The following is a 21,985-nucleotide window of genomic DNA, read 5'->3' on the forward strand; positions in this document are numbered from 1 at the left end:
GTCCGGAGGGTTTACTTCAACCTGCGCATCCTCTCCAAAAATGCTTTTAACAAAGCCAAAACGCTTTTTTCGCTTCTTTTTCGCTCGTGATCAAGCGATTTTGTGGTAGCGATGCGATACAACCACGTCGAAAATTTAGATTCACCTTTAAAAGAATTGATCGACTGGTAAACCTGAACAAATACTTCCTGTGCTAAATCTTCTGCGTCTTCTTCACTCTTTACAATACCCAGACACGTATTGTAAACCATGTTTTGATACGTGTCTACAATGTGTTTAAAGGCGGCTTCGTCTCCCTGCTTTAACTGTTCTACAAGTATTTCCTCGCTAACCAAAAGTTTTAGTTTGTTGCAAAAAATTCAGGCAGCGATATTACTACATTTTTTAGAATTTTTTGCCAACAACATATTAAAACATTGGTCCGCCGCCTGGACGGCCACTGCCACCTGGCATTCCACCGCCCGGAGGGCCGCCACGCCACTCTCTCTTTTCCCCACCTTCATTATTGGAAGATGATGCTTTTCCTTTTCCAAAATTTCTTAGGCTGTAGGTGAACGTAAGCATAAAATATTGCTGCAATACGCGGCTCTGTTCATCGGTAATTGTATTATTAGCGCCAATGCTTCTGCTTACACTTTGATTTTGTTTTAGAAGATCGAACACAGACAGCTTCAATTCGCCCGCTTTATTTTTCAGGAATTTTTTACCAATTGCGGCATTCCACAACCAATAAGAAGTATTAAAACCTTCTGAAAGGCCGCTATAAGTCTGGTTGCTTACATCGTTTTGCATGAACCAGCCGTTTTTAGAAAGAAGATTTAGAAATACGCCTGCAGATTGATTGATGTACCTGGTATTACTATTTCGAACTAAGTTTTGTAGCACGAGTTCATCTGGATATTCGCTTTTTGCATTATTAAAATTGGCGTTATAATTAAGATTGAAATCTACATATTCACTTATGTTACTTGCCCACACAATACCTCCACTTAGCGCGTTATTGGTTGTTTTAGTAATGAGATTATTTATTGATCCGGGCCTGTCTACATATGTAAATCCACCGCTAAGGTTTAAGTTGGACTTAATCGCATTGAAAGGAAAGCTATAGGTAAGAAACGCATTTAATTGCTTATAACCGTTAAGATTAATAGGTTTTGAAAATTGCGATCCTTCTTTTAGCTCAATATTTTGTATAACTGAATCTGCATTTAAATAATATACCGCATTCGTTATGTAATCATTGGTCATTTGACCGAAAAAGTTAGCAAAAAAACTATGCCCCGTTTTTCTATTAACAAATGAATATCTGGCCGAACCAAAGTGGGTATATTCTTGCTTTAAAAGTGGGTTGCCGCCACTTACGTTAAGAGGGTTGCTGATATCTAAAACATCCTGTAACTGATCGATCGACGGAAAGTCTGTTCGTGCCCGGTAATACAATCGAAAATTGCTATTCAAACCAATTTTTTCGACCATCGCATATTTGGAAGCAGCGTGTTGAAGTGCTGTCGAATTGGCGTTGCTCCGGGAGGGTAAATACGATTACCTTCCAGCTTCGAATTTTGAAAATCAACCCCTATAGAAAATTGGTTATCTCTGGACCGGCCCAGGCGATAATCAACTTCTGCCGTGTTTGTAGTAATTGTATTGTCGAATTTGTTCGATTGCAACGGCTGAAAAATATCATAGTTCCCGCCACCGTCATTAGCATAGGTTTGCTGGTCTGCTTTATTATGCTGCACCTCATATTCGTATTCGAACTCAAGTTGCCCCTCTTTACCAATGGGTTCCGAATAATTTGCTCTGGCAGAATAACGATTTCCATTGGTATTATTATCTCTATATTGATCCAATAGCGAGTCAGTAACTATTCCATCCTTGTAATATTTTAATGCGTTGTAATTATACGATTCACCTGCATTTTTATTGAAAGCAGTTTGAAAACCTAAAGATAATGTACGGCCTCTTTTAGCAAAAGAGTGGCGGTACATAATATTATTATTGATGTTGTAGCCGTTGCGATTACTATTGGATCGATTGATAGAACTATTTATTGAGTCTATTTCATTCCCTATAAGGTTGTATGTATAATTAGAGCCGGATGATGCAGCATTATTATCCTGGAAACTGATCGAGGGAATTATATAAATCGTATTGTTAGAATCTATTTTATATTCTGCCCTCAAGTTAAAACGATGATTATTATTATTAGAATTAGAAAACGAATTGCTTCCTGTAAACCTTATGCTATCAGTGGTGAAAGGAGTTTGGCTAAGCCTGTTTGTTTCGTTAGTATTATTTGAATTATTGAAAAAATAGCTTGCAGCTACATCAAAATTTTTCTTTTTACCCCATTTATCACTGAAGTTAACCCCGAATGCATTGGTTTTGCTAATACCAGGCTCCATGCCTACGCTAAAGTTATCTGATCCGCCGCCGCCTCTGTAGCTACCACCTCCACCTCCGCGACCGCCGCCACTGCTGGTAAGTCCAAGCAGATCTTGCGAAGCAAAGTTTTGCTGATTGATATTATTAAAATTTCCGACAAAAGACACGCGCCTGTCACCACTAAAAAAACTAATATTTCCGCCTGCTGCGTATCGATCTTCTGTACCATACCCGGCATAAATTCGACCGAATTGTCCGTTAGTAACCTGGCTTTTAGTTACGATATTGATCGCTTTAACTGAATTGCCATCATCAAACCCCGTAAGCTGTGCCTGGTCGCTCAAACGGTCAAAAACCTGTATTTTATCTACAACCTCAGAAGGAAGATTTTTGAGCGCCATTGTAGCATCATCCCCAAAAAAATCTTTCCCATCAACGGTCACTTTTCTTACCTGCTCTCCCTGGGCTGTAACTGATCCGCTTCTGTCAACAGTAATTCCCGGCATTTTTTTGATAAGATCTTCTACCGTAGCATCCGGATTTACTTTGTATTGACCGGCGCTGAACTGAGTTGTATCTCCTTTTTGGGATACGCCGGCGCCGATGCAACAACTACAACGCCTTCCAGCGTGGTTGTTTTTTTTGGTATATACACATCATCAAGATCTATTGATGGCATCGAGTCGGTCAATGCAACCGATCTTAACAATGTCTCAAAACCGATAGATGTACTTTTCAATACGTAATTACCCAAAGAAATGTTGGAAAACAGAAATGTACCGGAAGAGTCGGAGACGGTTGATTTTAAAGTGCTGCTATCCGAAGGATTCAGTAGCTGAACTGTTGCGCCTTTTACCGCAATACCCTCAATAGGGTCCATCAACGTGCCTTTAATAGTTTGTGCCTGGCTTGCAATACTTAAAAAAAGAAAAAAAAAAAAACTCCGACTAACTTCATAAAATTTCCCATTAGCATTGTTGGACGCCCAAAAGATAGTATTCCTTCGCTCGTTCAACAATTACAATTCAAATGCAACTTATATCTACCAGAAATAGCTATTTTTTTAATTAATGAGCATTTTAAACGTAAATATTCAAAATTTATCACTTAAGTGAACTAGAATATTTATCTTGCGCCACTCAACATTTTTGTTATGGAGTACTATAAATTAGTTGCGGTTACAGGTTTGCCTGGCCTGTATGAGTTGGTAAGCAGTAAAAAAGACGGTGCCATTGTGCGCTCTTTACAGGACAAATCAACAAGGTTTGCATCAACGCGAATACATCAGTTTTCACATCTTGAAAGTATTGAAATTTACACTACAGAAGATAATGTGAACCTGGTAGAAGTATTTAACGCCATGGAGAAAGATAGCACTGCATTGCCAGATGCTAAAGATGACAAGGCTGTAAAGGCTTATTTCCAGAAAGTGTACCCGGAAATGGACTTTGACCGTGTTTACAATAGCGACATGAAGAAAATTGTAAAATGGTTCGAAATATTGAAGAAGAACGATGTAGAATTGAAATTATCGGAGCCAACGGAAGAAGAAAATGAAGAAGAGGTTGTAGCTGAAGCGCCAACTGAAGAAGCGGCAACAGAAAAGCCAAAGAAGGCTGCCGCCAAAAAGTCTGCAAAGGCTTCTTCCGATAAAACAGCAGAGGCGGCAACAGATGAAGCAGCTGCTACAGAAGAAAAGCCGAAAGCCGCTCCGAAAAAGGCACCAGCTAAAAAGAAAGCAGCAGCTAAGAAAAAAGCAGAATAATTTTTTAATAGTTCGCAAGTCTGGAAGTCCGTAAGTCGGAAAGTAATACCGTGTGTTATCTTCCTGTCTTTCGGACTTTTCGGTCTTCCGACTTTCCTACTTAATTATGACCGCAGATATAAAACCCGCCCCACGACAATTTTTGCCAGCTAATTTTGAGGTTACTGATTGGCCCACGCTAGAGCCTTATTTTAAAGAACTTTTGAAACGTGATATTAATTCTTTTCAAAAGCTAGAGCAATGGCTCAAAGACATTAGCGAGTTGGAGGCGGTAGTAAGTGAAGACGCATGCTGGCGGCAGATCAAAATGACCTGCGATACCGAAAATGCCGAGCTGGTTGAGTCCTTCAATTATTTTATGATGGAGATTCAACCTAAAGTTCAACCCTATTCGGACTTGCTCAACCGGAAACTCGTTGAAAACCCCTTTGCACATGAGTTGAAAGACCCTGCTTATTTTACGTATCTAAGAAATGTAAGGAAGAATATTGATCTTTTCCGGGAAGCTAATATCCCGCTACAATCTGAACTGGCAGTTGAAGCCCAGCAGTTTGGCGTAATTAGCGGCAAGATGAGCGTAGAGGTAGGTGGTAAAGAATATACATTGCAACAAGCTGCAAAATTTTTGGAGGATCCTAACAGAGCTGTCCGGGAAGAAGTATATCGAAAAATTGCGGAAAGAAGATCGCAGGATAAAGAAGCATTGAATAATCTTTATGATCAACTGCTGTACAAAAGAAATCAGGTTGCGCTAAATGCCGGATTTGACAATTACCGGGATTATCGTTTTGTAGAATTGGGCAGGTTCGACTATACAAAAGAAGATTCATTTCAATTTCAGGAAGCTGTAAAGCAATATGTTTTACCCATTGTTGATGAAATTTATAAGAAGAAGAAAGCCAAGCTGGGCGTTGATGATTTTCGTCCCTGGGATGTAGATGCAGAACCTGCAGGCATAGAGCCACTGAAACCGTTTAAAACTGGTGGCGAGCTATTGCAAAAAACAATTAATTGTTTTAAAACCTTGAATCCTTTTTTCGCAGATTGCCTTGAAAAAATGAACCAGCTTAAACGCCTGGATCTTGAAAGCAGAAAAGGTAAGGCGCCCGGTGGCTATAATTGCCCACTGGCAGAAACAGGCGCTCCGTTTATTTTTATGAATGCTGCAGGCACGCTAAATGATGTGATTACCATGGTGCACGAAGGTGGCCATGCCATTCATTCTTTCCTGTCTCATCCACTTGCGTTAACAGGGTTTAAAGAATATCCGACAGAATTTGCTGAAGTGGCCAGTATGAGCATGGAACTTTTTAGCATGAACGAATGGAATGTTTTTTTTGAAAAAGAAGAAGAATTAAAACGTGCGAAAGAGCTACAATTAGAACGGGTGCTAACAATATTCCCATGGATTGCTACAATAGATAAATTCCAACACTGGGTGTATGAAAATCCAAATCATACACACGAAGAGCGCCTGCAAAACTGGCAACGTATTTTAACTGAATTTACGCCGCCCACGCTGGATGTAACCGGATTGGAAGCCTATCGCGATTTTAGCTGGCAACGCCAGTTACATTTGTTTGAAGTTCCTTTTTATTATATTGAATATGGCATCGCTCAACTGGGCGCGATTGGACTTTGGCAGCAGTTTCAAAAGAACAGAGAACAAGCGTTGAATAATTATACCAAAGCTTTGAGCCTGGGCGGAACACGCACTTTGCCGGAATTATTTGAGGCTGCAGGTTTGAGGTTTGATCTTTCACCCGCACATATAAAAGGGTTGATGGAATTTGTAAAGGACGAAATGGGAAAAGTGTAAAAAGTGAAAATGAAGAATCTGATCTTTTTCATTCTGTTGATCATACTAATGTTAGGATGCGATACATTCCATCGAGATAAAAATTCGACTGAACAAGATAATAAATTACAAGGGTTGAGTTCGATAGAAGTAAAAGGGCCAGTTGTTGATGAGCATACACGATGCATTCATTATCATTCTGAAGAAGATGTGATTGCTATTAAAATGAAGTGCTGCAACGAATATTATCCTTGTATTAAATGTCATAATGAAACGGCTGATCATGCAGCAGCCGTTTGGCCAAAAAAGAATTTGATACTAAAGCAGTACTTTGTGGAATGTGTTACCACGAAATGACGATAAACGAATACTTACATAGCAACAGCCAATGCCCTAACTGCAAAGCAGCATTCAATCCTGGTTGTAGCAATCATTATCATCTTTATTTTGAGATGAAAGCAGCCACAAGCAAATAATGTGTCGGAATTTATAGAAATCTAATCCGCGGTTGGTTGCCTCACTTTCTGCCCTGTTCTAAAAAATAACTCTAAAAATGTGACAAATGCGGTTGATAGTTAAATTAAAAACTTCGGCTTAAAATTTGATGCATTTCTTAAACCTTTTTAAAACCACTTTGTTGTAAACTAAATCTTCAAACTACTTAAAATCTAGTTATTTATGAAATGCCAGGTTTGTATATATCTCTTTTCAGATATTTGCTAAAGGCATTCCATGTGACAATTAAAAATCAATAAAAAAATAAAACACATGAAAAAAATACTATCACTATCATTAGCTGCTGCAATCGCTTTTGCATCTTGTAACTCAGCCCCAAAGGCCGACGAGGCGAAAACTGAAGAACAAAAAGAGGCTGCTGCTACGGAAGGGGAAGCTTATAAAGTAGATTCTACGCAGGTTGCTCAGTTTATCGGTACTAAACCAGTAGGCCAGCACCAAGGAACTTTTAATGTATCTGAGGGCCAGTTTTTTGTAAAAAATGATGCGGTTTTGACCGGCGGCAAATTGACATTTGACATCAATAGCCTGAAAATAACTGACAAGGACACAGCCGGAGCATACAAATTGAAAGGGCATTTGTTATCTCCCGACTTTTTGACGCAGCCAATCATCCAACTGCCACTTTCGAGGTTACTGCAGTTGAAGAATATGTTGCGGATAGCACCAATAAAATAATTTTGGATGGCGCTACTAACACCATAAAAGGAAACCTTACATTAAAAGGAGTTACGAAAAATGTTTCTTTTCCTGCAGCCATTACAGTAACACCTTCAATTGTTACTGCCAGGGCTAATTTTAACATCAATCGTACAGATTGGGGTTTAATTTACAACAGTGACCAGTCTTTGGGAGATAAATTCATCAGGCCTGAAGTGAATATCAGCTTTACTATTACTGCATCTAAATAATTCTAAACGAGCAGTATAATAAAAGCCTTGTATTTTCGTTTCTAATTGGCAGGCTATTTGCAAATCCTATAACCTGATCACAAACGTTATACAAATTAAAAAAGCATATAATGAAGAAATTTTTACTGTTATCACTAAGTTTGATTACCATTCTTTTTGTGAATGCACAAGATAAACCGGCACCTAAAAGTCCGCCAGCAACTACAAAAGCCGAACTGGCGAGCGGAGCTGTGGTGACGATAACTTATAGCCAGCCTTCTGTAAAAGGAAGGACTATTGGCAAAGACCTTGAACCATTGCCCGGCCAGGTGTGGCGTACCGGTGCTAATAAAGCAACCGTATTTGAAGTAAGCAAAGATGTAACAGTAGAAGGTAAGGGATTGCCAGCTGGCAAATACGCTCTTTTCACTCTTGTTGATGGTAAAACATGGACGGTTATTTTCAACAAAACATGGGATACCTGGGGTGCTTTTAAATACAAAGAAGCAGAAGATGCATTACGCATTAATGTAACTTCTGAAAAAGCAGCAGCAGCTTCAGAAAAATTGAATATTACTGCTGGTGAAGATGGCGTTGTAACGCTTCTTTGGGGCGATAACAAAGTGAGTTTTACAGTTAAATAAAAACACAACTTATCAGGAAAAAGCCGTTTCGCGAGAAACGGCTTTTTATATGTCTGTCAATTTGAAGATGTCTTTTACACGAATGCCTTTTTCCGTTTGTTGTAAGGTGCAGCATTCGTTTACAGGATCGTGTTCAAAAAATATATACTCTTTTTCTATTGCTTCTTTTAAGAAAGTCTCCTTTTCTGTCATTGTGATCAGTGGCCTTGTGTCGTAAGCCATTACATAAGGCAACGGAATATGACCAACAGAAGGTAGCAAGTCGGCCATATAAATAATTGTTCTTTCCTTGTACTTCAACTGTGGCAACATCATCGCATCCGTATGTCCATCTGCAAAGCGAATTTGCATAAAAGTGGTAAAATCTGCAGCATCAAGAAAGTTAGTTTCTTTCTTTCTGTCACCTATAAAATTCAATCTGCCGCTTTCTTGTATCGGCAAAATATTCTCTTTTAAAAAAGATGCCTTTTCTCTGGGATTCGGTTCTGTAGCCCATTTCCAGTGATCTTCATTGCTCCAGTAAACTGCATTTTTGAATGCTGGAACCAGTTTGTCGCGCTCTTTTTTAATAGCTCCACCGCAATGATCGAAATGTAAATGGGTAAGAAAAATATCTGTAATATCATCTCTGTGAAATCCGTGTGCAGCAAGACTTTTATCCAAAGTATCATCACCATGCAAATAGTAGTATCCGAAAAATTTATCGCTTTGCTTGTCGCCCATGCCAGTATCTACAAGAATCAGTCGGCCGTCATCTTCAATTAATAAAGATCGTAACGCCCAACTACACATATTGTTTTCATCAGCGGGGTTTAGTCCGTTCCAAATGCTTTTAGGAACCACGCCAAACATAGCGCCGCCATCTAATTTAAAATGTCCGTGGTTGATGGAATATAGGTTCACAGGTTTTCAGAAATTTCGTTTAAACGTTGTTGCAATGCTGTGTCGGAAATATTTTCAAAACCGGCTTTGTCGTAAATACTTAAAAGATAAACTGTCGATTGTATAATCTTTACGCAGGTAATTACCCTGGCGCCGCCGCTTTTTCCTTTTCCTTTTGATTTTATGGCAAGCCTTATTTTGTAGCAATCTTTGCCAAGCGCAACTCCTGTTTCAGGGTCGGTTTTTAGTTGCTTTGCAAGTTTATTCACATCCTCCTTTAATGAAGGACATTTTTTAGAAAGCTGTTTTAAATCACGTAAAAAAGATGCGGCAGGAATAATAGTAAGCGACATGGATTTTGATTTATAATTCTTTATAAACTTCGTCCCAAGACCTCAACTTAACTTTCCCGTCAATATCATCCTGCATTTCTTTAAATCTTTGAGGAAAGCTGTCTAAAAATTCCTGTTCTTTTTTGGTGAGCTTTGCTGGTTTTTTCTGAACAATGCTGCGAATGTTCATCCGCTTCATCAGCGCACTTACCAGATCAAACTCTTCTTTGTTTTTAGGTTTTATAAGAATCGTTTCCATAACTTAAAAATACAAAATTATTTTTGTTCTCTATTTGGCGGCGTTAAAAGATGATGCTATATAATTGGGACGATGAAGAGTGCGACGCAACGAAGATGCCATTTGTTCTACAGTTGGGCTCATAAAAATTATTGTACCTGACGTGCTTTATGCAAAGCTGAATACAACCAGCCAAAACCTATGGCGAAAAATACAATCAGCGATAATACCGAATTTTTCATACTTCCCGTTAATTCTTCAATATATCCGAAAGTAAAAATACCGATGACGATTGCAATTTTTTCGGTAAAATCATAATAGCTGAAAAAAGAAGCAGTATCTTTTGTTGGCGGCATCAGCTTTGAATAAGTGGAACGGCTAAGCGCCTGAATGCCACCCATAACCAGGCCCACTAAAACGGCCAGGCCATAAAAATAATATTCAGCGCTGGCACCACTTTCAGCAATCTCAGCAGTATAGTAAGCCAGCACGCAGATGATGATCCAAAATAAAATAACACCCATCAGCACTTTTATATTACCGAATCTGGTAGAAAGCCTTGACATGCCCCATGCTCCTAAAATGGCCACCAATTGAATTATAACAACCGTTATGATCAGGTTTGTATCAGGCAGTTTTAATAATTTACTGCCGAAAATTGTTGCTGCCAACATTACGGTTTGTACGCCCATGCTGTAAAAAAGAAACCTCTTAAAAAGCGCTTTAGCACCGGCATGTTTTTTACCTGATTATACACTTTCTTTATCTCCACAAAGCCATCCTGAAAAACATTGCCGCCTTTTTTTCTTTGGAATTCGATTGCGGAAGCCTCGCAAATGTTATCTGCGCAAAGGAAAACCACCAGATGCCTACAACTAAGAAAGTGATGCGTGTGGCCAATCCCTGATCGTCCATAAACATTACCAAAACAAAGCCTACGATCTGCATGATGACGCTACCAATATATCCAAACGAATAACCTCTGGCGCTTATTCTGTCCTGATCTTTAGGAGCCGCTATTTCTGGCAAATAAGCATTGTAAAACACAAGACTGCCAACGTATCCCATAGCTGCCAGCATAAATGCAATAACGCCCAGGCCTAATGTATCTGATTTGAAAAAAATAAAGCACTGCAACCAATGGCACCCATGTAACAAAAAAATCGCATGAAGTTTTTCTTATTCCCACGCGTGTCCGCGATAGATGTAAGAACAGGATATGAAATGGCGATCAGTAGATAGGATGCAGCTAAGATATAATCGTACAGAGATGAATTAACAAACTGGCGGCCCAAAAATTGCACATGATGATCAACGCCGTTGTCGGTTACCGCCAAAAAATAGATCGGAAAAAAGTGGTGGTAATTACCAGGTTGTAAACACTATTGGCCCAATCGTACATGGCCCATCCGTTAGTAATCTTTTTTGGGGCAGTTTGTTGCGTCATGATAAGATGTTACTTCAAAGATAGAGTTATTCAGGAGGAAAAATAAGGTGAATTATCTTTTTAATGAGCAATATTATACTAACAAATGGAATGTTATTATATTTGATAATAATTAATTTTTTCTTTACAAAACTGGCAACTGCTTCCTATTAAATGAATACGATAGAAGGATTAAAAGAGGCACTTCAACTATCCCCTGAAAATGCTCTCTTACGCACGCTATTGGCTGAAAACCTTTTGGCATTAGACAAACTTGACGAAGCTGAAGAGCACTACCATATTTTAGTTAGAACGACTTCCACAGTAAAGGCCAAAATAGGATTGGCTACTGTTTTTTACAAGAAAGACAAATACTCCGCATGTAATGTGATATTGGAAGAATTATTGACAACCAATAGTAACAATATTGAGCTATTAATACTTTATGCCAAAGGATTGCTCAAAGAAAATGAAACTTCTAAAGCAATAGACATTTATGCTTTGGTGTTGGCTATAGATCCCGGTTATTATGATGAAGAGCTAGATGGAAGGCTTAGAGTAAATACAACAGTGGAGATCGATGATGATGATGAAATGCAAGATGATCGCTTTTTGGAAAAGCCTACAGTAAAGTTTGAAGATGTAGGAGGAATGGAACAGATAAAAAAGGAGATCGACTTAAAGATTATTAAACCTGCGCTTCATCCTGATTTGTACAAAGCTTATGGCAAAAAAGCCGGCGGAGGTATTTTGTTGTACGGACCTCCAGGTTGTGGCAAAACTTTTTTGGCAAAAGCCACAGCGGGACAGATAAATGCAAAGTTTATTAATGTTGGATTGAACGACATCCTTGATATGTGGATTGGTAGTAGTGAAAAAACCTGCATGAAGTTTTTGAGATTAGCCGTTCAAATAAGCCTTGCGTAATGTTCATCGACGAAATAGATGCGTTGGGCGCTAGCCGTAGCGATATGAAGCAATCTAGCGGCAGGCACCTTATTAATCAGTTTCTTCAAGAGTTAGATGGAGTAGGAAATGAAAATGATGGCGTATTAATACTTGGAGCGACCAATACTCCATGGAATTTAGACCCTGCATTTAGGCGACCGGGCAGATTTGACAGAATCATATTTGTACCGCCACCCGATGAGAACAGCAGAGAAGCCATTTTAAGATTAAAATTGCGTAATAAACCAGTTGAAAATATTGATTACAGACAACTGGCTGTTAAAACAAATAATTATTCAGGTGCTGACATAGATGCCATTATTGATCTTGCTATTGAGGACAAGCTAGAATCAGCTTTTATGGATGGTGTTCCTAAACCTCTTCAAACAAAAGATTTAATTACTGCAATTAAAAAACATAAACCAAGCACACAAGAGTGGTTTGCAACTGCTAAAAACTTTGCACTGTTTGCAAATGACGCGGGATTGTACGATGATATATTAGCCTATTTAAAAATCAAGAAATAGTATGGCAGACAATGCATTGACCAGAGTAGAAATATTAATGCAGCAAAACCGATATCCGGAGGCGGAGCAAGTGCTGCGTAATCTGCTCACTACAGATACAAACAATATTACCTACCTGCTGCTACTGGGTGAAACGAATTACCAGCAGGATAAGTTTGATGAAGCAAGAAGTATTGCATTTCATCTTACAAGTCTGGCTCCTGATGAACCTGAGGTATTTTTTCTAAAATCCAGGATTGCAGCTGAGGAAAAATTATATGATGAAGCCGAGAAAAATATAGAGCAAGCTATAAGTTTAAACCCAAACGATGCGGACTACTTTGCTTTTTTTGCACAGATAAAACTTATCAGAAAAAATATACTCTGGCGCTAAGCATGGCAGATAAAGCGCTGGAGATTGATGCAGAGAATTTGCTTGGCCTAAACATGAGAAGTTCTGCGCTTGTAAAATTGAACAGGAAAGAGGAGTCTTTTGAAACAATTGAAGGCGCTTTGCGAAACGATCCTAATAACGCCTATACACATGCAAATTATGGCTGGGGCTTGCTGGAAAATGGAAACGCAAAAAATCCTTACAACATTTTGAAGAATCTTTAAAAATAAATCCCAATTATGAATATGCGCAGGCAGGGATGTTGGAGGCAATAAAGGCTAAAAATTTATTTTACAGACTATTTTTGAAATATGCTTTCTTCATGAGCAAACTTACGTCCAACTATCAGTGGGGCGTAATTATAGGCCTGTATATAGCAACCAGGGGATTAAGCACATTGGCCAAAAACAATGAGTCATTCAGACCTTTTCTGATCCCCGTTATTATTGTATTATCAATATTTGCGTTTTCAACATGGGTTATAACCCCCATTAGTAACCTTTTTTACGACTTAACAGGTATGGCCGCTATTTGTTGAACCCAAAAGAAAAAATGAGTTCAAATTTTGTAGCCATAAGCTGCTTCATCATGCTAATCGGAGTGGCATCTTATTTTCTTATGAGAGACCCCAGATTTTTAGCCCCTGCTGCATTTGGGTTTATCATGATGGCGCCGTTAGGTGTAATGTTCGAAGAAACAAAAACTCCCAAATTGCTGTTCTATTATACTATTGGCCTTGCAATGGTAGGAATAATTGGGGTGATAACATCCCTCACCGAAGGCACATTTTTGAACGGATTCTTAATCTTGTTTGGTGTTGGCTTTTTTGCATTTCAATGGGTTGCTAATTATCAGCTAATAAATGCAGACAATTAGAGTATGTCTAAAGGCACATTCTAATATCCTTATCCACAGGAAAAAATCCGTGCCATTTCGCTGCTATTTTTAGCTTTCAACAATTTGAATGCTGTCTTTGCCAGTTCCTTAATATCAGACTCGTTTAGATGCATGTCCTTATTACTTTCTATCGATTTGAGCAATCTTCCTTTATGTAAATAGTACCGATTCTGATAGGAGAATTCATCAGGATTTACTGCTCCGCCGTAAGTATTATTTTGATAAATGAATATCAAATCGCCGTTATCAAAATAATATTCCTCTTTCCACGATCCGTGATCTTCTGCGCCTACGTTAAGAACTTTTACTATTGCATCGTTACTATAAAAAAGTAACGGTACCAACCATGGGTGGTGCGGCACAGGTTGTATCATTTTCCCAGTGAAAGGACTTTTGAGGCAAACTGTCATTATTGATTTTTGTATAACTGTTCTTTATATTTTGAATGATATGTGCGCTGTCTGAAGGTGTTTGCTGCAAAACAGGAAGGCTGTCTTTATCTGTCTGCTCTGCATTTTGTTGCTTCGGCTTGCAGCCAATCATCACCATTAAAAGCAAAAAGGGTAACAATATTTTCATCCGTATATTTTTTTGTTGCAGCTTTGCTGCGATTATTTTTATCGGACGGAGGAACGCTTTATCCAATCACACCTCTGTAAATCAGAAGCAGTAAAACAATACCTACTATAATTCTGTACCAGCCAAAAATTTTAAAGCCATATTTTTCAAATAATTAATGAAAAACTTAATGGCAATAATGGCCACAATAAAAGCAACAATATTTCCTACCGCAAAAGCAATCATATTATCCGAAGATTGAGTAATCAATTCGTAACCTTTTTGCTCCGCACCCGCTACATTCCATTTCTTTAAAAAAGAGAATACAAAGTGGCTGCGGCCATTGTAGGAACGGCAAGAAAAAAGAAAACTCCGCTGCTGCGCTCCTGGTAAGCCCTTGTTGCATGCCGCCAATTATTGAGGCGGCGCTGCGGCTTACTCCGGGAATCATTGCAATACATTGCCAAAGGCCGGTTATAAAAGATTTGCCGTAAGTGATTTCTTTTTCAGAATGAATTGTTGGGTGATTAAATGCTTTATCAATAAACAATAAAACAATACCGCCCAGTAGCAATGAAACGGCTACCGTTGTTGGACTTTCCAGCATTTCATCAATCTTGTCAGAAAATAAAAACCCTAATAATAAAGCCGGAATGACACCAATAATCAGCTTTACATAAAATTGCCAGCGACTAAAATCAAAAAACTTTTTCCAGTAAAGCACCACAACCGCCAGTATTGCTCCTAATTGAATCGCAACTTCAAAAAGCTTAGTAAACTCTTCCTTTTCAATACCCATAAATGAGCTGGCGATGATCATGTGGCCGGTAGATGAAACGGGCAAATATTCAGTAATTCCTTCAACAATAGCGATGATAATCGCTTCAATAATGCTCATAGAAAAAGTTTATAAAAAAGGCGATACTGCTCTGCATCGCCTGTACATATTTTAAAAAAGAAAAATCTATTCTGATTTTTTGAAAATAGCAAAACACTCAATGGCCAAACCAATAATAATAAGTATAGGAGCGATAGTAATACGTGTTGTGCTATACACTTCTTCCGGTTTAAATTCAGCGGGGTTATCACTCTTTCCGCCTGCCATTAAAAACATGCCGATTGCAATTACGATTACTCCAATCAGCATCCACATATAATTGCTTTTGCCAAAAAGAACCGGGCTATTAACGTTTACATTATTTTCTGACATAATTGAGAATGTTTTAATGGTGCAATATTAATATTGTTTTTTCAAAATAACCGTTAATAAAATGGAGTATCTCACAGAAATCACAGATGTGCACAGATTTTTTTATCCAATTTACATGTTATTAGTGAGCCCTGTTTAAACTCAGAAAAATCAATACAAATCGTCTAGTTTCTTTTTCAAATATTTTAAAACACTTGTATGTGTGCTTACCAGTGTGATTAGAATACCTAATAACAGCATGCCGGTAAATAGCAAAGCCAGCTGAGAATTGTCTTGTATCGCCGCCAGCTCCGGCAACATTTTTTTAGCGCTTCTAATAATTAACAGCACAGCAACAATCGCAATAACGCCGCTTATAGCTCCATTTAAAATAGCGCGCAAATCCAGCGGTTTTGCAATAAACCATCGCGTAGCGCCCACCATTTGCATCGTTTTTATCGTAAATCTGTTACTAAACATGGCCAGTCTAATGGTGTTATCAATCAATACAATTGCTGCCAATAACAATAATAAAGACACGCCCAACAATACCCAGTTCACTATTTTAATTTTACTATCAAGGCCGCCAACCAGCAGTTCCGGGTACTTCACTTCCGTAACATATGTTTGCTTTTCCAGATCGGCTTTGATTTCTGCAAGCTTATCTACATTCAGGTATTCCGAATTTAATTTAAAATCGATGCTTTGCGGCAATGGGTTTTCCGTTAAAATACCTTCCCAGCTTTCATTTCCATCGCCCAGGTATCTGGCTTTTGCCATTTCTTTAGTAGTAAAAACATATTCTTTAATGTACGGTTTGCCTGCAATATATTGCACCAAAGCCGCGCTGTCGGCAGCAGCCAAAGGATCGCGCAGGTACACATTCACTTCCACTTCTTCTTTAAAATGTTGCCCCAGTGTCCGCGTATTAATCACCAGCCAGCCAATAACGCCAAGCAAAAAAGCACCAGCGTTACACCCAGGATGCTCATAAAGTAAGACGCTTTGCCACGTTTTACTGCCTTTGTTTTTTCCGCCATAATTATACAATTTGCTCACAACCAAGCCTCGCAAATTTAGTGTATCCGGTCTACAATGCTTAAATTTGCCGCCACATAAAAAAATTACAATAAACCGTTGATTTTTATGTACCGGGCAGATGAATATAGGGCATCGGTATTGCGTCGCACAGCGTTAACTGTAGTGCAGCAATCAACCACATATTCTTCGCAAAACGCCCGAAGCATTAAATCGACTTCAATTCTCTCCCCTTTGGGGAGGTCAAGAGGGGCTTATGGACTACAATTTTAATTCGATAGAAAAAAGTGGCAGCAGCAATGGAAAGATGAGCAGGCTTATAAAGTGAGCAATGAAAGCACAAAACCTAAGTTTTATGTGCTCGACATGTTTCCTTATCCAAGTGGCGCAGGTTTGCATGTGGGTCATCCCTTAGGCTATATTGCCAGCGACATTTATGCGCGATACAAACGCTTAAAAGGATTCAATGTGTTGCATCCCATGGGCTATGATGCATTTGGTTTACCAGCCGAACAATATGCCATCGAAAACGGCGTTCACCCTTCAGTTTCCACCGAAAAAAATATTGAAACCTTTCGTACACAATTAGACAATATTGGCTTTTGTTACGACTGGAGCCGGGAAGTGCGCACCAGCGATCCCAAATATTACAAGTGGACGCAATGGATTTTTCTGCAACTGTTCAATTCATTTTTCAACCGTCAAACACAAAAAGCCGAACCAATTGCTGGTTTAATAAAGCTTTTTGAACAGGAAGGAAATGTAAATCATCCTGTGCCGAATGAGAAATTTGTATTAAGTAATTCACAATTCACAATTCACAATTCACAATTTACCTCAACTGAGTGGGTCAGCTTCGACGAAGCCACTCAACAATCCATCTTAATGGAATACCGCCTGGCTTATTGCGGCTACGGCGAAGTAAATTGGTGCGAGGCATTGGGAACTGTTTTGGCCAATGATGAAGTAGTTAATGGCGTAAGTGAACGTGGCGGTCACCCGGTTGTAAAAAAGAAACTACGTCAATGGTATTTACGCATTACCGAATATGCCGATCGTTTGCTGCAGGGCTTGCAAACAGTGGATTTCAGCGATGCAATGAAAGAAATGCAATCCAACTGGATTGGCAAATCTTCAGGAGCGGAAATTGAGTTTGAAATAAACCTCACCCCTAACCCCTCTCCTAAAGGAGAGGGGGACAAGACCCCGACTGAAAGAAAACTGTATACGACAGACAGCAAAACCTGGAAAACTTTAAAGGAATTTGCAAGAGAAAATAGAAAAAATGCAACTGATGCCGAAGATATTTTATGGCAGCATTTGCGAAACAACCAATTAGGTCAAAAAGTAAGAAGGCAACATGCAGTAGGCGAATATATTGTAGATTTTATTTTTATAAACTCCAAACTTGCCATTGAAGTCGATGGCGAATATCATAACGAAAAGGAACAGCAGGATTTTGACATAGCAAGAACCGCTTACTTCAATGAACTAGGTTTTGATGTATTACGATTTACAAACGCAGAAGTTGAAAACAATATTGGTAATGTTGTGTCGATTATAAAAGAGAGGCTTAAAATTATTGCGGATGCGCTCCCCTCTCCTTTAGGAGAGGGGCCGGGGGTGAGGTTGCGAGCTTACACAACTCGCCCCGACACTATTTTTGGTGTCGACTTTATGGTTATAGCGCCCGAGCATGAATTAGTTGATAAAATTAAATCGGCGGAACAAACAGCAGCGGTGGATGAATACATTGCTTACGTAAAAAGCCGCAGCGAACGTGAGCGCATGGCTGAGAAAAAATCACCGGTGTATTTACCGGCGCTTACGCCCTAAATCCTTTTGATGGAAAAGAAATTCCTATCTGGATTTCGGAATATGTTTTAGCAGGATACGGCACGGGTGCTATTATGGCTGTGCCTTGCGGCGATGAAAGAGATTTTAAATTTGCGAAACATTTTGATATTCCTATCACCAATATCATTGGTGACCATTTCAATGGTGAAGAAGCCAATCCTACAAAAGATGCGGTGTTACAAAACTCCGGCTTTTTAAATGGAATAGTAATGCGCGATGCAATGGAAGTGGCCATAAAAGCCATTGAAGAAAAAGGCATCGGCACCAGAAAAATAAATTATAAAATGCGTGATGCGGCATTTAGTCGCCAGCGCTATTGGGGTGAGCCGTTTCCTGTTAAATGGGTCAATGGTGTTGCCTATGCGCTTGATGAAGAAGAGCTGGCTTTAACGCTTCCTGAAGTTGATTCTTATAGTCCCGGCCCGGAAGGAGAAGGGCCTTTGGCAAATATTCCTGAATGGACATCGAAAAACCTGGAAACAAATACGATGCCCGGTTATGCGGGATCTTCCTGGTATTTTTTACGATACATGGATCCGCAAAATGATAATGAATTTGCCAATCGTAAAGCAACGGATTATTGGAACCAGGTAGATTTATATATCGGTGGTACAGAACATGCGGTTGGGCATTTACTGTACAGCCGTATGTGGACGAAAGCCTTGTGCGATCTGGGCCACATCGGTTTTGATGAACCTTTTAAAAGATTGGTAAATCAGGGAATGATTCAGGGAAGTTCAAGGTTTGTGTATAGAATTAATGGAACAAATCAATTTGTATCTTATAGTCTGATTTCTAACGATACTGAGTACGAAGGAAAATTATTGGATAAAATACATGTTGATGTAAACTTTGTTGATGGTGTTGAGTTGAATACTCAAGCCTTCAAAAAGTGGAAGAATGCGGAATTTGCTGATGCTGAATTTATACTTGAAGGAGGAAAGTACATTTGTGGCACAGAGACAGAGAAAATGTCTAAAACCAAATATAATACGGTAAATCCTGATGATTTGGTTGAAAAATACGGCGCCGACACTTTCCGTATGTACGAAATGTTTTTAGGCCCGGTAGAGATGAGTAAACCCTGGGACACAAAAGGCATTGAAGGCGTACACCGTTTTCTTAAAAAACTTTGGCGTTTGTTTTATAAAGAAATGAACAGCGGCGAATCGGTTTGGCAGGTTACTACTGATGCGCCTACTGATGCTGAATTGAAAGTATTGCATCGCGCTATCAAAAAAATAGAAGAAGACACGGAGCGATTTAGTTTTAATACTGGCGTAAGTGGCTTTATGATTTTGGTAAACGAACTTACTGATCTGAAATGCCATAAGCAAGATATTTTGCAGGCAATGCTAATTATGCTGGCGCCGTATGCACCGCATATTGCTGAAGAACTTTGGAGAGCTGTAGGCAACAATACATCGGTTATTGATGCAGCCTATCCAAAACTGGAAGAAAAATATTTAGTTGAAACCAGCAAAGAATACCCTATTTCTATCAATGGTAAAATGCGTACTACCATGAACATTTCCTTAAGCGCTGAGCAAAAGGAAATAGAAGAAATGGTTTTGAAAAATGAAACAGTACAAAAATGGGTAGAAGGCAAAATGCCTAAGAAAATTATTTACGTAAAAAATAAAATGGTAAACATAGTTGTGTAGCAAGCGCTACACAACTATGTTTTTTATAAAGAATCTTATTGAACAAAAGAAAGCTTGCGATATTTTTCTTTATATTCTTTGCCGCCAACTAAAAAGCTTAATTCTAAAGTTTTATCATCAATCTTTTTGTAGGTTATGTTATTTGTTGAGCCATTCAGCGCAGGATAAAAGCTTTTTCGATCTTCTCGGTGAAAGCATTGTCTGAAGTAACTTCACAAGTTCCTTTCATAGAAATGGCGTGGCCGTTTTGGTTGGTAATATATTGGATATATTTCCGTCCGTCCTAATGCCTTAATAAATCTGCTCGGGTTCCCTGCGGGGTTTCGGGTTCCCACATTCCGGTAAGAGCTTTAGCGTCATAATTTTTTGTGTTGTTGATAAAAGCAGTGCAAATAATAACAATAGCAAAGCTGCGACAATTTGCTTTGACTGTAGTTGTTTCATTTTGTTAGTTTTTTTATTTCCAGAGAAATACAAACACGATTCGTATTCTAATAAGTTGTAATTTGTTTATAGAAAATTTAATGATCAACACTTTGAAAATTTGGGAACGTTTTTTGCAATGGTGTCAGAAGCTGATTCATTCCGTATGCTTTGGTTAAATAAATTGAACAAGCATCATCCTGATTCGACCAAGTAAAAACGATAATACACCTATATTCAAATGCCAATGAAAACTTCCTACTTTTCATATATAAAGTTTCTTAAATCAAAATTTAATAATTAAAAATTCAGACCATGTCAATCAACATTGTGGATCTTGTTAAGAACTATGTTTCACAAGATCTGATCTCCAAAGCCAGTTCATTTTTAGGCGAAAGTGAGGGTGGTATTTCTAAAGCAATAGCAGGACTGGTGCCGTCGATATTAGGTGGAGTTGTTGCTAAAGGAACCGAATCTGAAGCAGACTCTCAGCAGTTGCTGGATACTGCCAGGGATGCGAATAACACCGGATTGCTGGGTAATCTGGACTCTTTGTTTGGCAACGCAGATCTGCTTTCGAAAGGCACAGGTTGGTTTAATAAGGTGTTTGGTGGCCAATCGAGTACTATTATTGATTCGATTTCAAACTTCGCCGAGATAAAGAATTCCTCTTCAGGTACGCTTATCAGTATTATAACACCATTGATAATGGCCTTACTTGGAAAACAGGCGGAAGATAATAATCTCAACGCAAGTGGCTTTTCCAAACTTCTGAGTGATCAGAAAAGTAGCATTGTCAATGCTATGCCATCTGATCTTGGTGGATTAAGCGCTATGCTGGGGCTTGGCGCTATTGGTAGTTCTTCAAGGGAAGCGATGACAGATGTAAGCGATACAACATCTGCTACCTACAACTATTCAACCGAGCAGACTGAAAAAACTGGCAGCGGACTGAAATCGTTATTACCATTGTTGCTTTTGGCTGCGCTTGCATTCCTATTGTGGTGGTTAATGGGAAAAGGCTGCAATAAAGGAGACGGAATGACAGGTTCTGATACTGTGGCTACAGCTCCAGTGGATAGTATGGCAAACACTACCTCGGCTCTTGTTTCGGGCACATTGGATACGGTTTCGGGCAATTATATTTACGATGTTGGTGCCAACAAAGAAATAAAATTAGCCGATGGAACAACATTAACAGTAGGTGAAAAAAGTACAGAAGTGAAATTGTATAATATGCTGAACGACGCATCTTTTGTTGTTGATACAGCTAATAAGTCTGCCAACTGGATCGTATTAGATCGTGTGTACTTTGAAACAGGAGTGTCTGATTTGACTTCCGAATCGGCTACACAAGTCAAAAATATTGCGGCCATACTTAAAAATTTCCCGACTGCATCTATTAAACTGGGAGGATATACTGATAATACAGGCGACGCTGCAATCAATAAAGAGATTTCGAGGGAAAGGGCAAAGATTGTTGCTAAAAAACTCGTTGGTGCTGGTGTTTCAGAAAAACGAGTTGTAGAAGCCCAAGGCTACGGGTCAGATTTTCCGGTTTGCCCGGCTAACGATACGCCTGAGTGTAAAGCTCAAAACAGAAGGGTTGACCTGAAAGTAGCAACCAAGTAA

At 39.0% G+C, this 21,985-nt stretch carries 26 protein-coding genes and 2 pseudogenes; 13 read left to right on the forward strand and 15 right to left on the reverse strand.

All coding sequences use genetic code 11. The features are described from left to right. Positions 1–11 precede the first annotated feature (11 nt). The 4 genes from MKP09_RS26810 to MKP09_RS21200 all read right to left on the reverse strand — a co-directional run bounded on the left by MKP09_RS26810 (position 12) and on the right by MKP09_RS21200 (position 3,268). Entirely contained in the window at positions 12–335 is a 324-nt protein-coding gene (locus tag MKP09_RS26810; RefSeq protein ID WP_262915557.1) for an RNA polymerase sigma factor, read from the reverse strand. Between the two features lie 73 nt (positions 336–408). After that, positions 409–1,458 (reverse strand): outer membrane beta-barrel protein, encoded by a 1,050-nt coding sequence (locus tag MKP09_RS21190; protein WP_240832261.1) that lies wholly within the window; start codon positions 1,456–1,458, stop codon positions 409–411. After that, positions 1,455–2,894 carry an outer membrane beta-barrel protein gene (locus MKP09_RS21195; RefSeq protein WP_240832262.1) on the reverse strand — a complete coding sequence of 480 codons (1,440 nt, stop codon included), beginning with the start codon at positions 2,892–2,894 and terminating at the stop codon, positions 1,455–1,457. Before MKP09_RS21195 ends, MKP09_RS21190 begins: the two co-directional genes overlap by 4 nt. 35 nt (positions 2,895–2,929) lie before the next feature. Beyond that, a complete protein-coding gene (locus tag MKP09_RS21200) occupies positions 2,930–3,268 on the reverse strand; it encodes a carboxypeptidase regulatory-like domain-containing protein (RefSeq protein WP_240832263.1) in 339 nt (112 codons plus the stop codon). 273 nt (positions 3,269–3,541) lie between these two features. On the opposite strand from MKP09_RS21200, the gene MKP09_RS21205 reads away from it, so the two are divergent. From MKP09_RS21205 to MKP09_RS21230, 6 genes are all read left to right on the forward strand, one after another. After that, positions 3,542–4,153: a DUF5606 family protein gene (locus MKP09_RS21205; RefSeq protein ID WP_240832264.1), complete on the forward strand. Its 612-nt coding sequence runs from the start codon at positions 3,542–3,544 to the stop codon at positions 4,151–4,153. Positions 4,154–4,259: 106 nt separating this feature from the next. Next, on the forward strand, positions 4,260–5,972 hold the full coding sequence (locus MKP09_RS21210) for a M3 family oligoendopeptidase (protein WP_240832265.1): 1,713 nt from the start codon (positions 4,260–4,262) through the stop codon (positions 5,970–5,972). A gap of 9 nt (positions 5,973–5,981) precedes the next feature. Next, complete coding sequence (locus tag MKP09_RS21215) at positions 5,982–6,308, forward strand: CHY zinc finger protein (RefSeq protein ID WP_240832266.1); 327 nt, start codon at positions 5,982–5,984, stop codon at positions 6,306–6,308. Positions 6,309–6,719: 411 nt separating this feature from the next. Further along, the gene (locus tag MKP09_RS21220) at positions 6,720–7,145 is read left to right on the forward strand and encodes a hypothetical protein (protein WP_240832267.1); all 426 of its coding nucleotides are present in this window, start codon (positions 6,720–6,722) and stop codon (positions 7,143–7,145) included. Beyond that, on the forward strand, positions 7,052–7,378 hold the full coding sequence (locus tag MKP09_RS21225; protein WP_240833349.1) for a YceI family protein: 327 nt from the start codon (positions 7,052–7,054) through the stop codon (positions 7,376–7,378). The genes MKP09_RS21220 and MKP09_RS21225 overlap by 94 nt, the downstream gene beginning before the upstream one ends. Before the next feature lie 110 nt (positions 7,379–7,488). Then, positions 7,489–8,001, forward strand: coding sequence for a DUF2911 domain-containing protein (locus MKP09_RS21230; RefSeq protein ID WP_240832268.1), 513 nt, complete (start codon positions 7,489–7,491; stop codon positions 7,999–8,001). Positions 8,002–8,046: 45 nt separating this feature from the next. Here MKP09_RS21230 and MKP09_RS21235 read toward each other — a convergent pair whose 3' ends face one another. The 5 genes and pseudogenes from MKP09_RS21235 to MKP09_RS26815 form a co-directional block, all read right to left on the reverse strand. Beyond that, positions 8,047–8,904, reverse strand: coding sequence for an MBL fold metallo-hydrolase (locus MKP09_RS21235; RefSeq protein ID WP_240832269.1), 858 nt, complete (start codon positions 8,902–8,904; stop codon positions 8,047–8,049). After that, positions 8,901–9,236, reverse strand: a complete 336-nt coding sequence (locus MKP09_RS21240; RefSeq protein ID WP_240832270.1) for a type II toxin-antitoxin system RelE/ParE family toxin — start codon at positions 9,234–9,236, stop codon at positions 8,901–8,903. Before MKP09_RS21240 ends, MKP09_RS21235 begins: the two co-directional genes overlap by 4 nt. Positions 9,237–9,246: 10 nt before the next feature. Next, positions 9,247–9,474 carry a hypothetical protein gene (locus tag MKP09_RS21245; RefSeq protein ID WP_240832271.1) on the reverse strand — a complete coding sequence of 76 codons (228 nt, stop codon included), beginning with the start codon at positions 9,472–9,474 and terminating at the stop codon, positions 9,247–9,249. Positions 9,475–9,602: 128 nt separating this feature from the next. Continuing rightward, the gene (locus tag MKP09_RS21250) at positions 9,603–10,145 is read right to left on the reverse strand and encodes an MFS transporter (RefSeq protein WP_262915558.1); all 543 of its coding nucleotides are present in this window, start codon (positions 10,143–10,145) and stop codon (positions 9,603–9,605) included. Positions 10,146–10,215: 70 nt separating this feature from the next. Continuing rightward, positions 10,216–10,757 (reverse strand): annotated as a pseudogene (locus tag MKP09_RS26815) (MFS transporter). Positions 10,758–11,053: 296 nt separating this feature from the next. On the opposite strand from MKP09_RS26815, the pseudogene MKP09_RS28430 reads away from it, so the two are divergent. From MKP09_RS28430 to MKP09_RS21275, 4 genes and pseudogenes are all read left to right on the forward strand, one after another. Further along, positions 11,054–12,354, forward strand: a pseudogene (locus MKP09_RS28430) (AAA family ATPase). Position 12,355: 1 nt separating this feature from the next. Continuing rightward, a complete protein-coding gene (locus tag MKP09_RS21265) occupies positions 12,356–12,727 on the forward strand; it encodes a tetratricopeptide repeat protein (RefSeq protein WP_240832272.1) in 372 nt (123 codons plus the stop codon). Positions 12,728–12,729: 2 nt separating this feature from the next. Next, positions 12,730–12,951, forward strand: a complete 222-nt coding sequence (locus tag MKP09_RS21270) for a hypothetical protein (RefSeq protein ID WP_240832273.1) — start codon at positions 12,730–12,732, stop codon at positions 12,949–12,951. Between the two features lie 328 nt (positions 12,952–13,279). Further along, positions 13,280–13,603 (forward strand): hypothetical protein, encoded by a 324-nt coding sequence (locus tag MKP09_RS21275; protein WP_240832274.1) that lies wholly within the window; start codon positions 13,280–13,282, stop codon positions 13,601–13,603. A gap of 29 nt (positions 13,604–13,632) precedes the next feature. Here MKP09_RS21275 and MKP09_RS21280 read toward each other — a convergent pair whose 3' ends face one another. The 5 genes from MKP09_RS21280 to MKP09_RS21300 form a co-directional block, all read right to left on the reverse strand. Beyond that, a complete protein-coding gene (locus tag MKP09_RS21280) occupies positions 13,633–13,968 on the reverse strand; it encodes a hypothetical protein (RefSeq protein WP_240832275.1) in 336 nt (111 codons plus the stop codon). Further along, entirely contained in the window at positions 13,946–14,203 is a 258-nt protein-coding gene (locus MKP09_RS21285) for a hypothetical protein (protein WP_240832276.1), read from the reverse strand. The genes MKP09_RS21280 and MKP09_RS21285 overlap by 23 nt, the downstream gene beginning before the upstream one ends. Positions 14,204–14,429: 226 nt before the next feature. After that, a complete protein-coding gene (locus MKP09_RS21290; protein WP_240832277.1) occupies positions 14,430–15,080 on the reverse strand; it encodes an undecaprenyl-diphosphate phosphatase in 651 nt (216 codons plus the stop codon). 66 nt (positions 15,081–15,146) lie between these two features. Continuing rightward, positions 15,147–15,392, reverse strand: coding sequence for a DUF3098 domain-containing protein (locus MKP09_RS21295; protein ID WP_240832278.1), 246 nt, complete (start codon positions 15,390–15,392; stop codon positions 15,147–15,149). A gap of 150 nt (positions 15,393–15,542) precedes the next feature. Further along, positions 15,543–16,430, reverse strand: a complete 888-nt coding sequence (locus MKP09_RS21300) for a cell division protein FtsX (protein WP_240832279.1) — start codon at positions 16,428–16,430, stop codon at positions 15,543–15,545. A gap of 303 nt (positions 16,431–16,733) precedes the next feature. Between MKP09_RS21300 and MKP09_RS28720 the strand changes: the two genes are divergently transcribed. Beyond that, entirely contained in the window at positions 16,734–18,245 is a 1,512-nt protein-coding gene (locus MKP09_RS28720; RefSeq protein ID WP_449587074.1) for an endonuclease domain-containing protein, read from the forward strand. A gap of 26 nt (positions 18,246–18,271) precedes the next feature. Beyond that, positions 18,272–19,930 (forward strand): class I tRNA ligase family protein, encoded by a 1,659-nt coding sequence (locus MKP09_RS28435; RefSeq protein ID WP_394801133.1) that lies wholly within the window; start codon positions 18,272–18,274, stop codon positions 19,928–19,930. Between the two features lie 154 nt (positions 19,931–20,084). Here MKP09_RS28435 and MKP09_RS28930 read toward each other — a convergent pair whose 3' ends face one another. Then, positions 20,085–20,198, reverse strand: coding sequence for a hypothetical protein (locus MKP09_RS28930; protein ID WP_490355056.1), 114 nt, complete (start codon positions 20,196–20,198; stop codon positions 20,085–20,087). Between the two features lie 470 nt (positions 20,199–20,668). Between MKP09_RS28930 and MKP09_RS21320 the strand changes: the two genes are divergently transcribed. Beyond that, complete coding sequence (locus MKP09_RS21320; RefSeq protein ID WP_240832280.1) at positions 20,669–21,985, forward strand: OmpA family protein; 1,317 nt, start codon at positions 20,669–20,671, stop codon at positions 21,983–21,985.

This window comes from Paraniabella ginsengisoli, assembly GCF_022513635.1.
Classification (GTDB): domain Bacteria; phylum Bacteroidota; class Bacteroidia; order Chitinophagales; family Chitinophagaceae; genus Niabella; species Niabella ginsengisoli.

Excerpts from the sequence above, each read along its gene's own strand:
- MKP09_RS21195 (WP_240832262.1), bottom strand. The coding sequence starts at position 2,894 with ATGCCGGGAATTACTGTTGACAGAAGCGGATCAGTTACAGCCCAGGGA.
- MKP09_RS21200 (WP_240832263.1), bottom strand. The coding sequence starts at position 3,268 with ATGGACCCTATTGAGGGTATTGCGGTAAAAGGCGCAACAGTTCAGCTA.
- MKP09_RS21205 (WP_240832264.1), top strand. The coding sequence starts at position 3,542 with ATGGAGTACTATAAATTAGTTGCGGTTACAGGTTTGCCTGGCCTGTAT.
- MKP09_RS21210 (WP_240832265.1), top strand. The coding sequence starts at position 4,260 with ATGACCGCAGATATAAAACCCGCCCCACGACAATTTTTGCCAGCTAAT.
- MKP09_RS21215 (WP_240832266.1), top strand. The coding sequence starts at position 5,982 with ATGAAGAATCTGATCTTTTTCATTCTGTTGATCATACTAATGTTAGGA.
- MKP09_RS21220 (WP_240832267.1), top strand. The coding sequence starts at position 6,720 with ATGAAAAAAATACTATCACTATCATTAGCTGCTGCAATCGCTTTTGCA.
- MKP09_RS21230 (WP_240832268.1), top strand. The coding sequence starts at position 7,489 with ATGAAGAAATTTTTACTGTTATCACTAAGTTTGATTACCATTCTTTTT.
- MKP09_RS21240 (WP_240832270.1), bottom strand. The coding sequence starts at position 9,236 with ATGTCGCTTACTATTATTCCTGCCGCATCTTTTTTACGTGATTTAAAA.
- MKP09_RS21245 (WP_240832271.1), bottom strand. The coding sequence starts at position 9,474 with ATGGAAACGATTCTTATAAAACCTAAAAACAAAGAAGAGTTTGATCTG.
- MKP09_RS21250 (WP_262915558.1), bottom strand. The coding sequence starts at position 10,145 with ATGGGCGTACAAACCGTAATGTTGGCAGCAACAATTTTCGGCAGTAAA.
- MKP09_RS21265 (WP_240832272.1), top strand. The coding sequence starts at position 12,356 with ATGGCAGACAATGCATTGACCAGAGTAGAAATATTAATGCAGCAAAAC.
- MKP09_RS21270 (WP_240832273.1), top strand. The coding sequence starts at position 12,730 with ATGGCAGATAAAGCGCTGGAGATTGATGCAGAGAATTTGCTTGGCCTA.
- MKP09_RS21275 (WP_240832274.1), top strand. The coding sequence starts at position 13,280 with ATGAGTTCAAATTTTGTAGCCATAAGCTGCTTCATCATGCTAATCGGA.
- MKP09_RS21285 (WP_240832276.1), bottom strand. The coding sequence starts at position 14,203 with ATGAAAATATTGTTACCCTTTTTGCTTTTAATGGTGATGATTGGCTGC.
- MKP09_RS21290 (WP_240832277.1), bottom strand. The coding sequence starts at position 15,080 with ATGAGCATTATTGAAGCGATTATCATCGCTATTGTTGAAGGAATTACT.
- MKP09_RS21295 (WP_240832278.1), bottom strand. The coding sequence starts at position 15,392 with ATGTCAGAAAATAATGTAAACGTTAATAGCCCGGTTCTTTTTGGCAAA.
- MKP09_RS21320 (WP_240832280.1), top strand. The coding sequence starts at position 20,669 with ATGTCAATCAACATTGTGGATCTTGTTAAGAACTATGTTTCACAAGAT.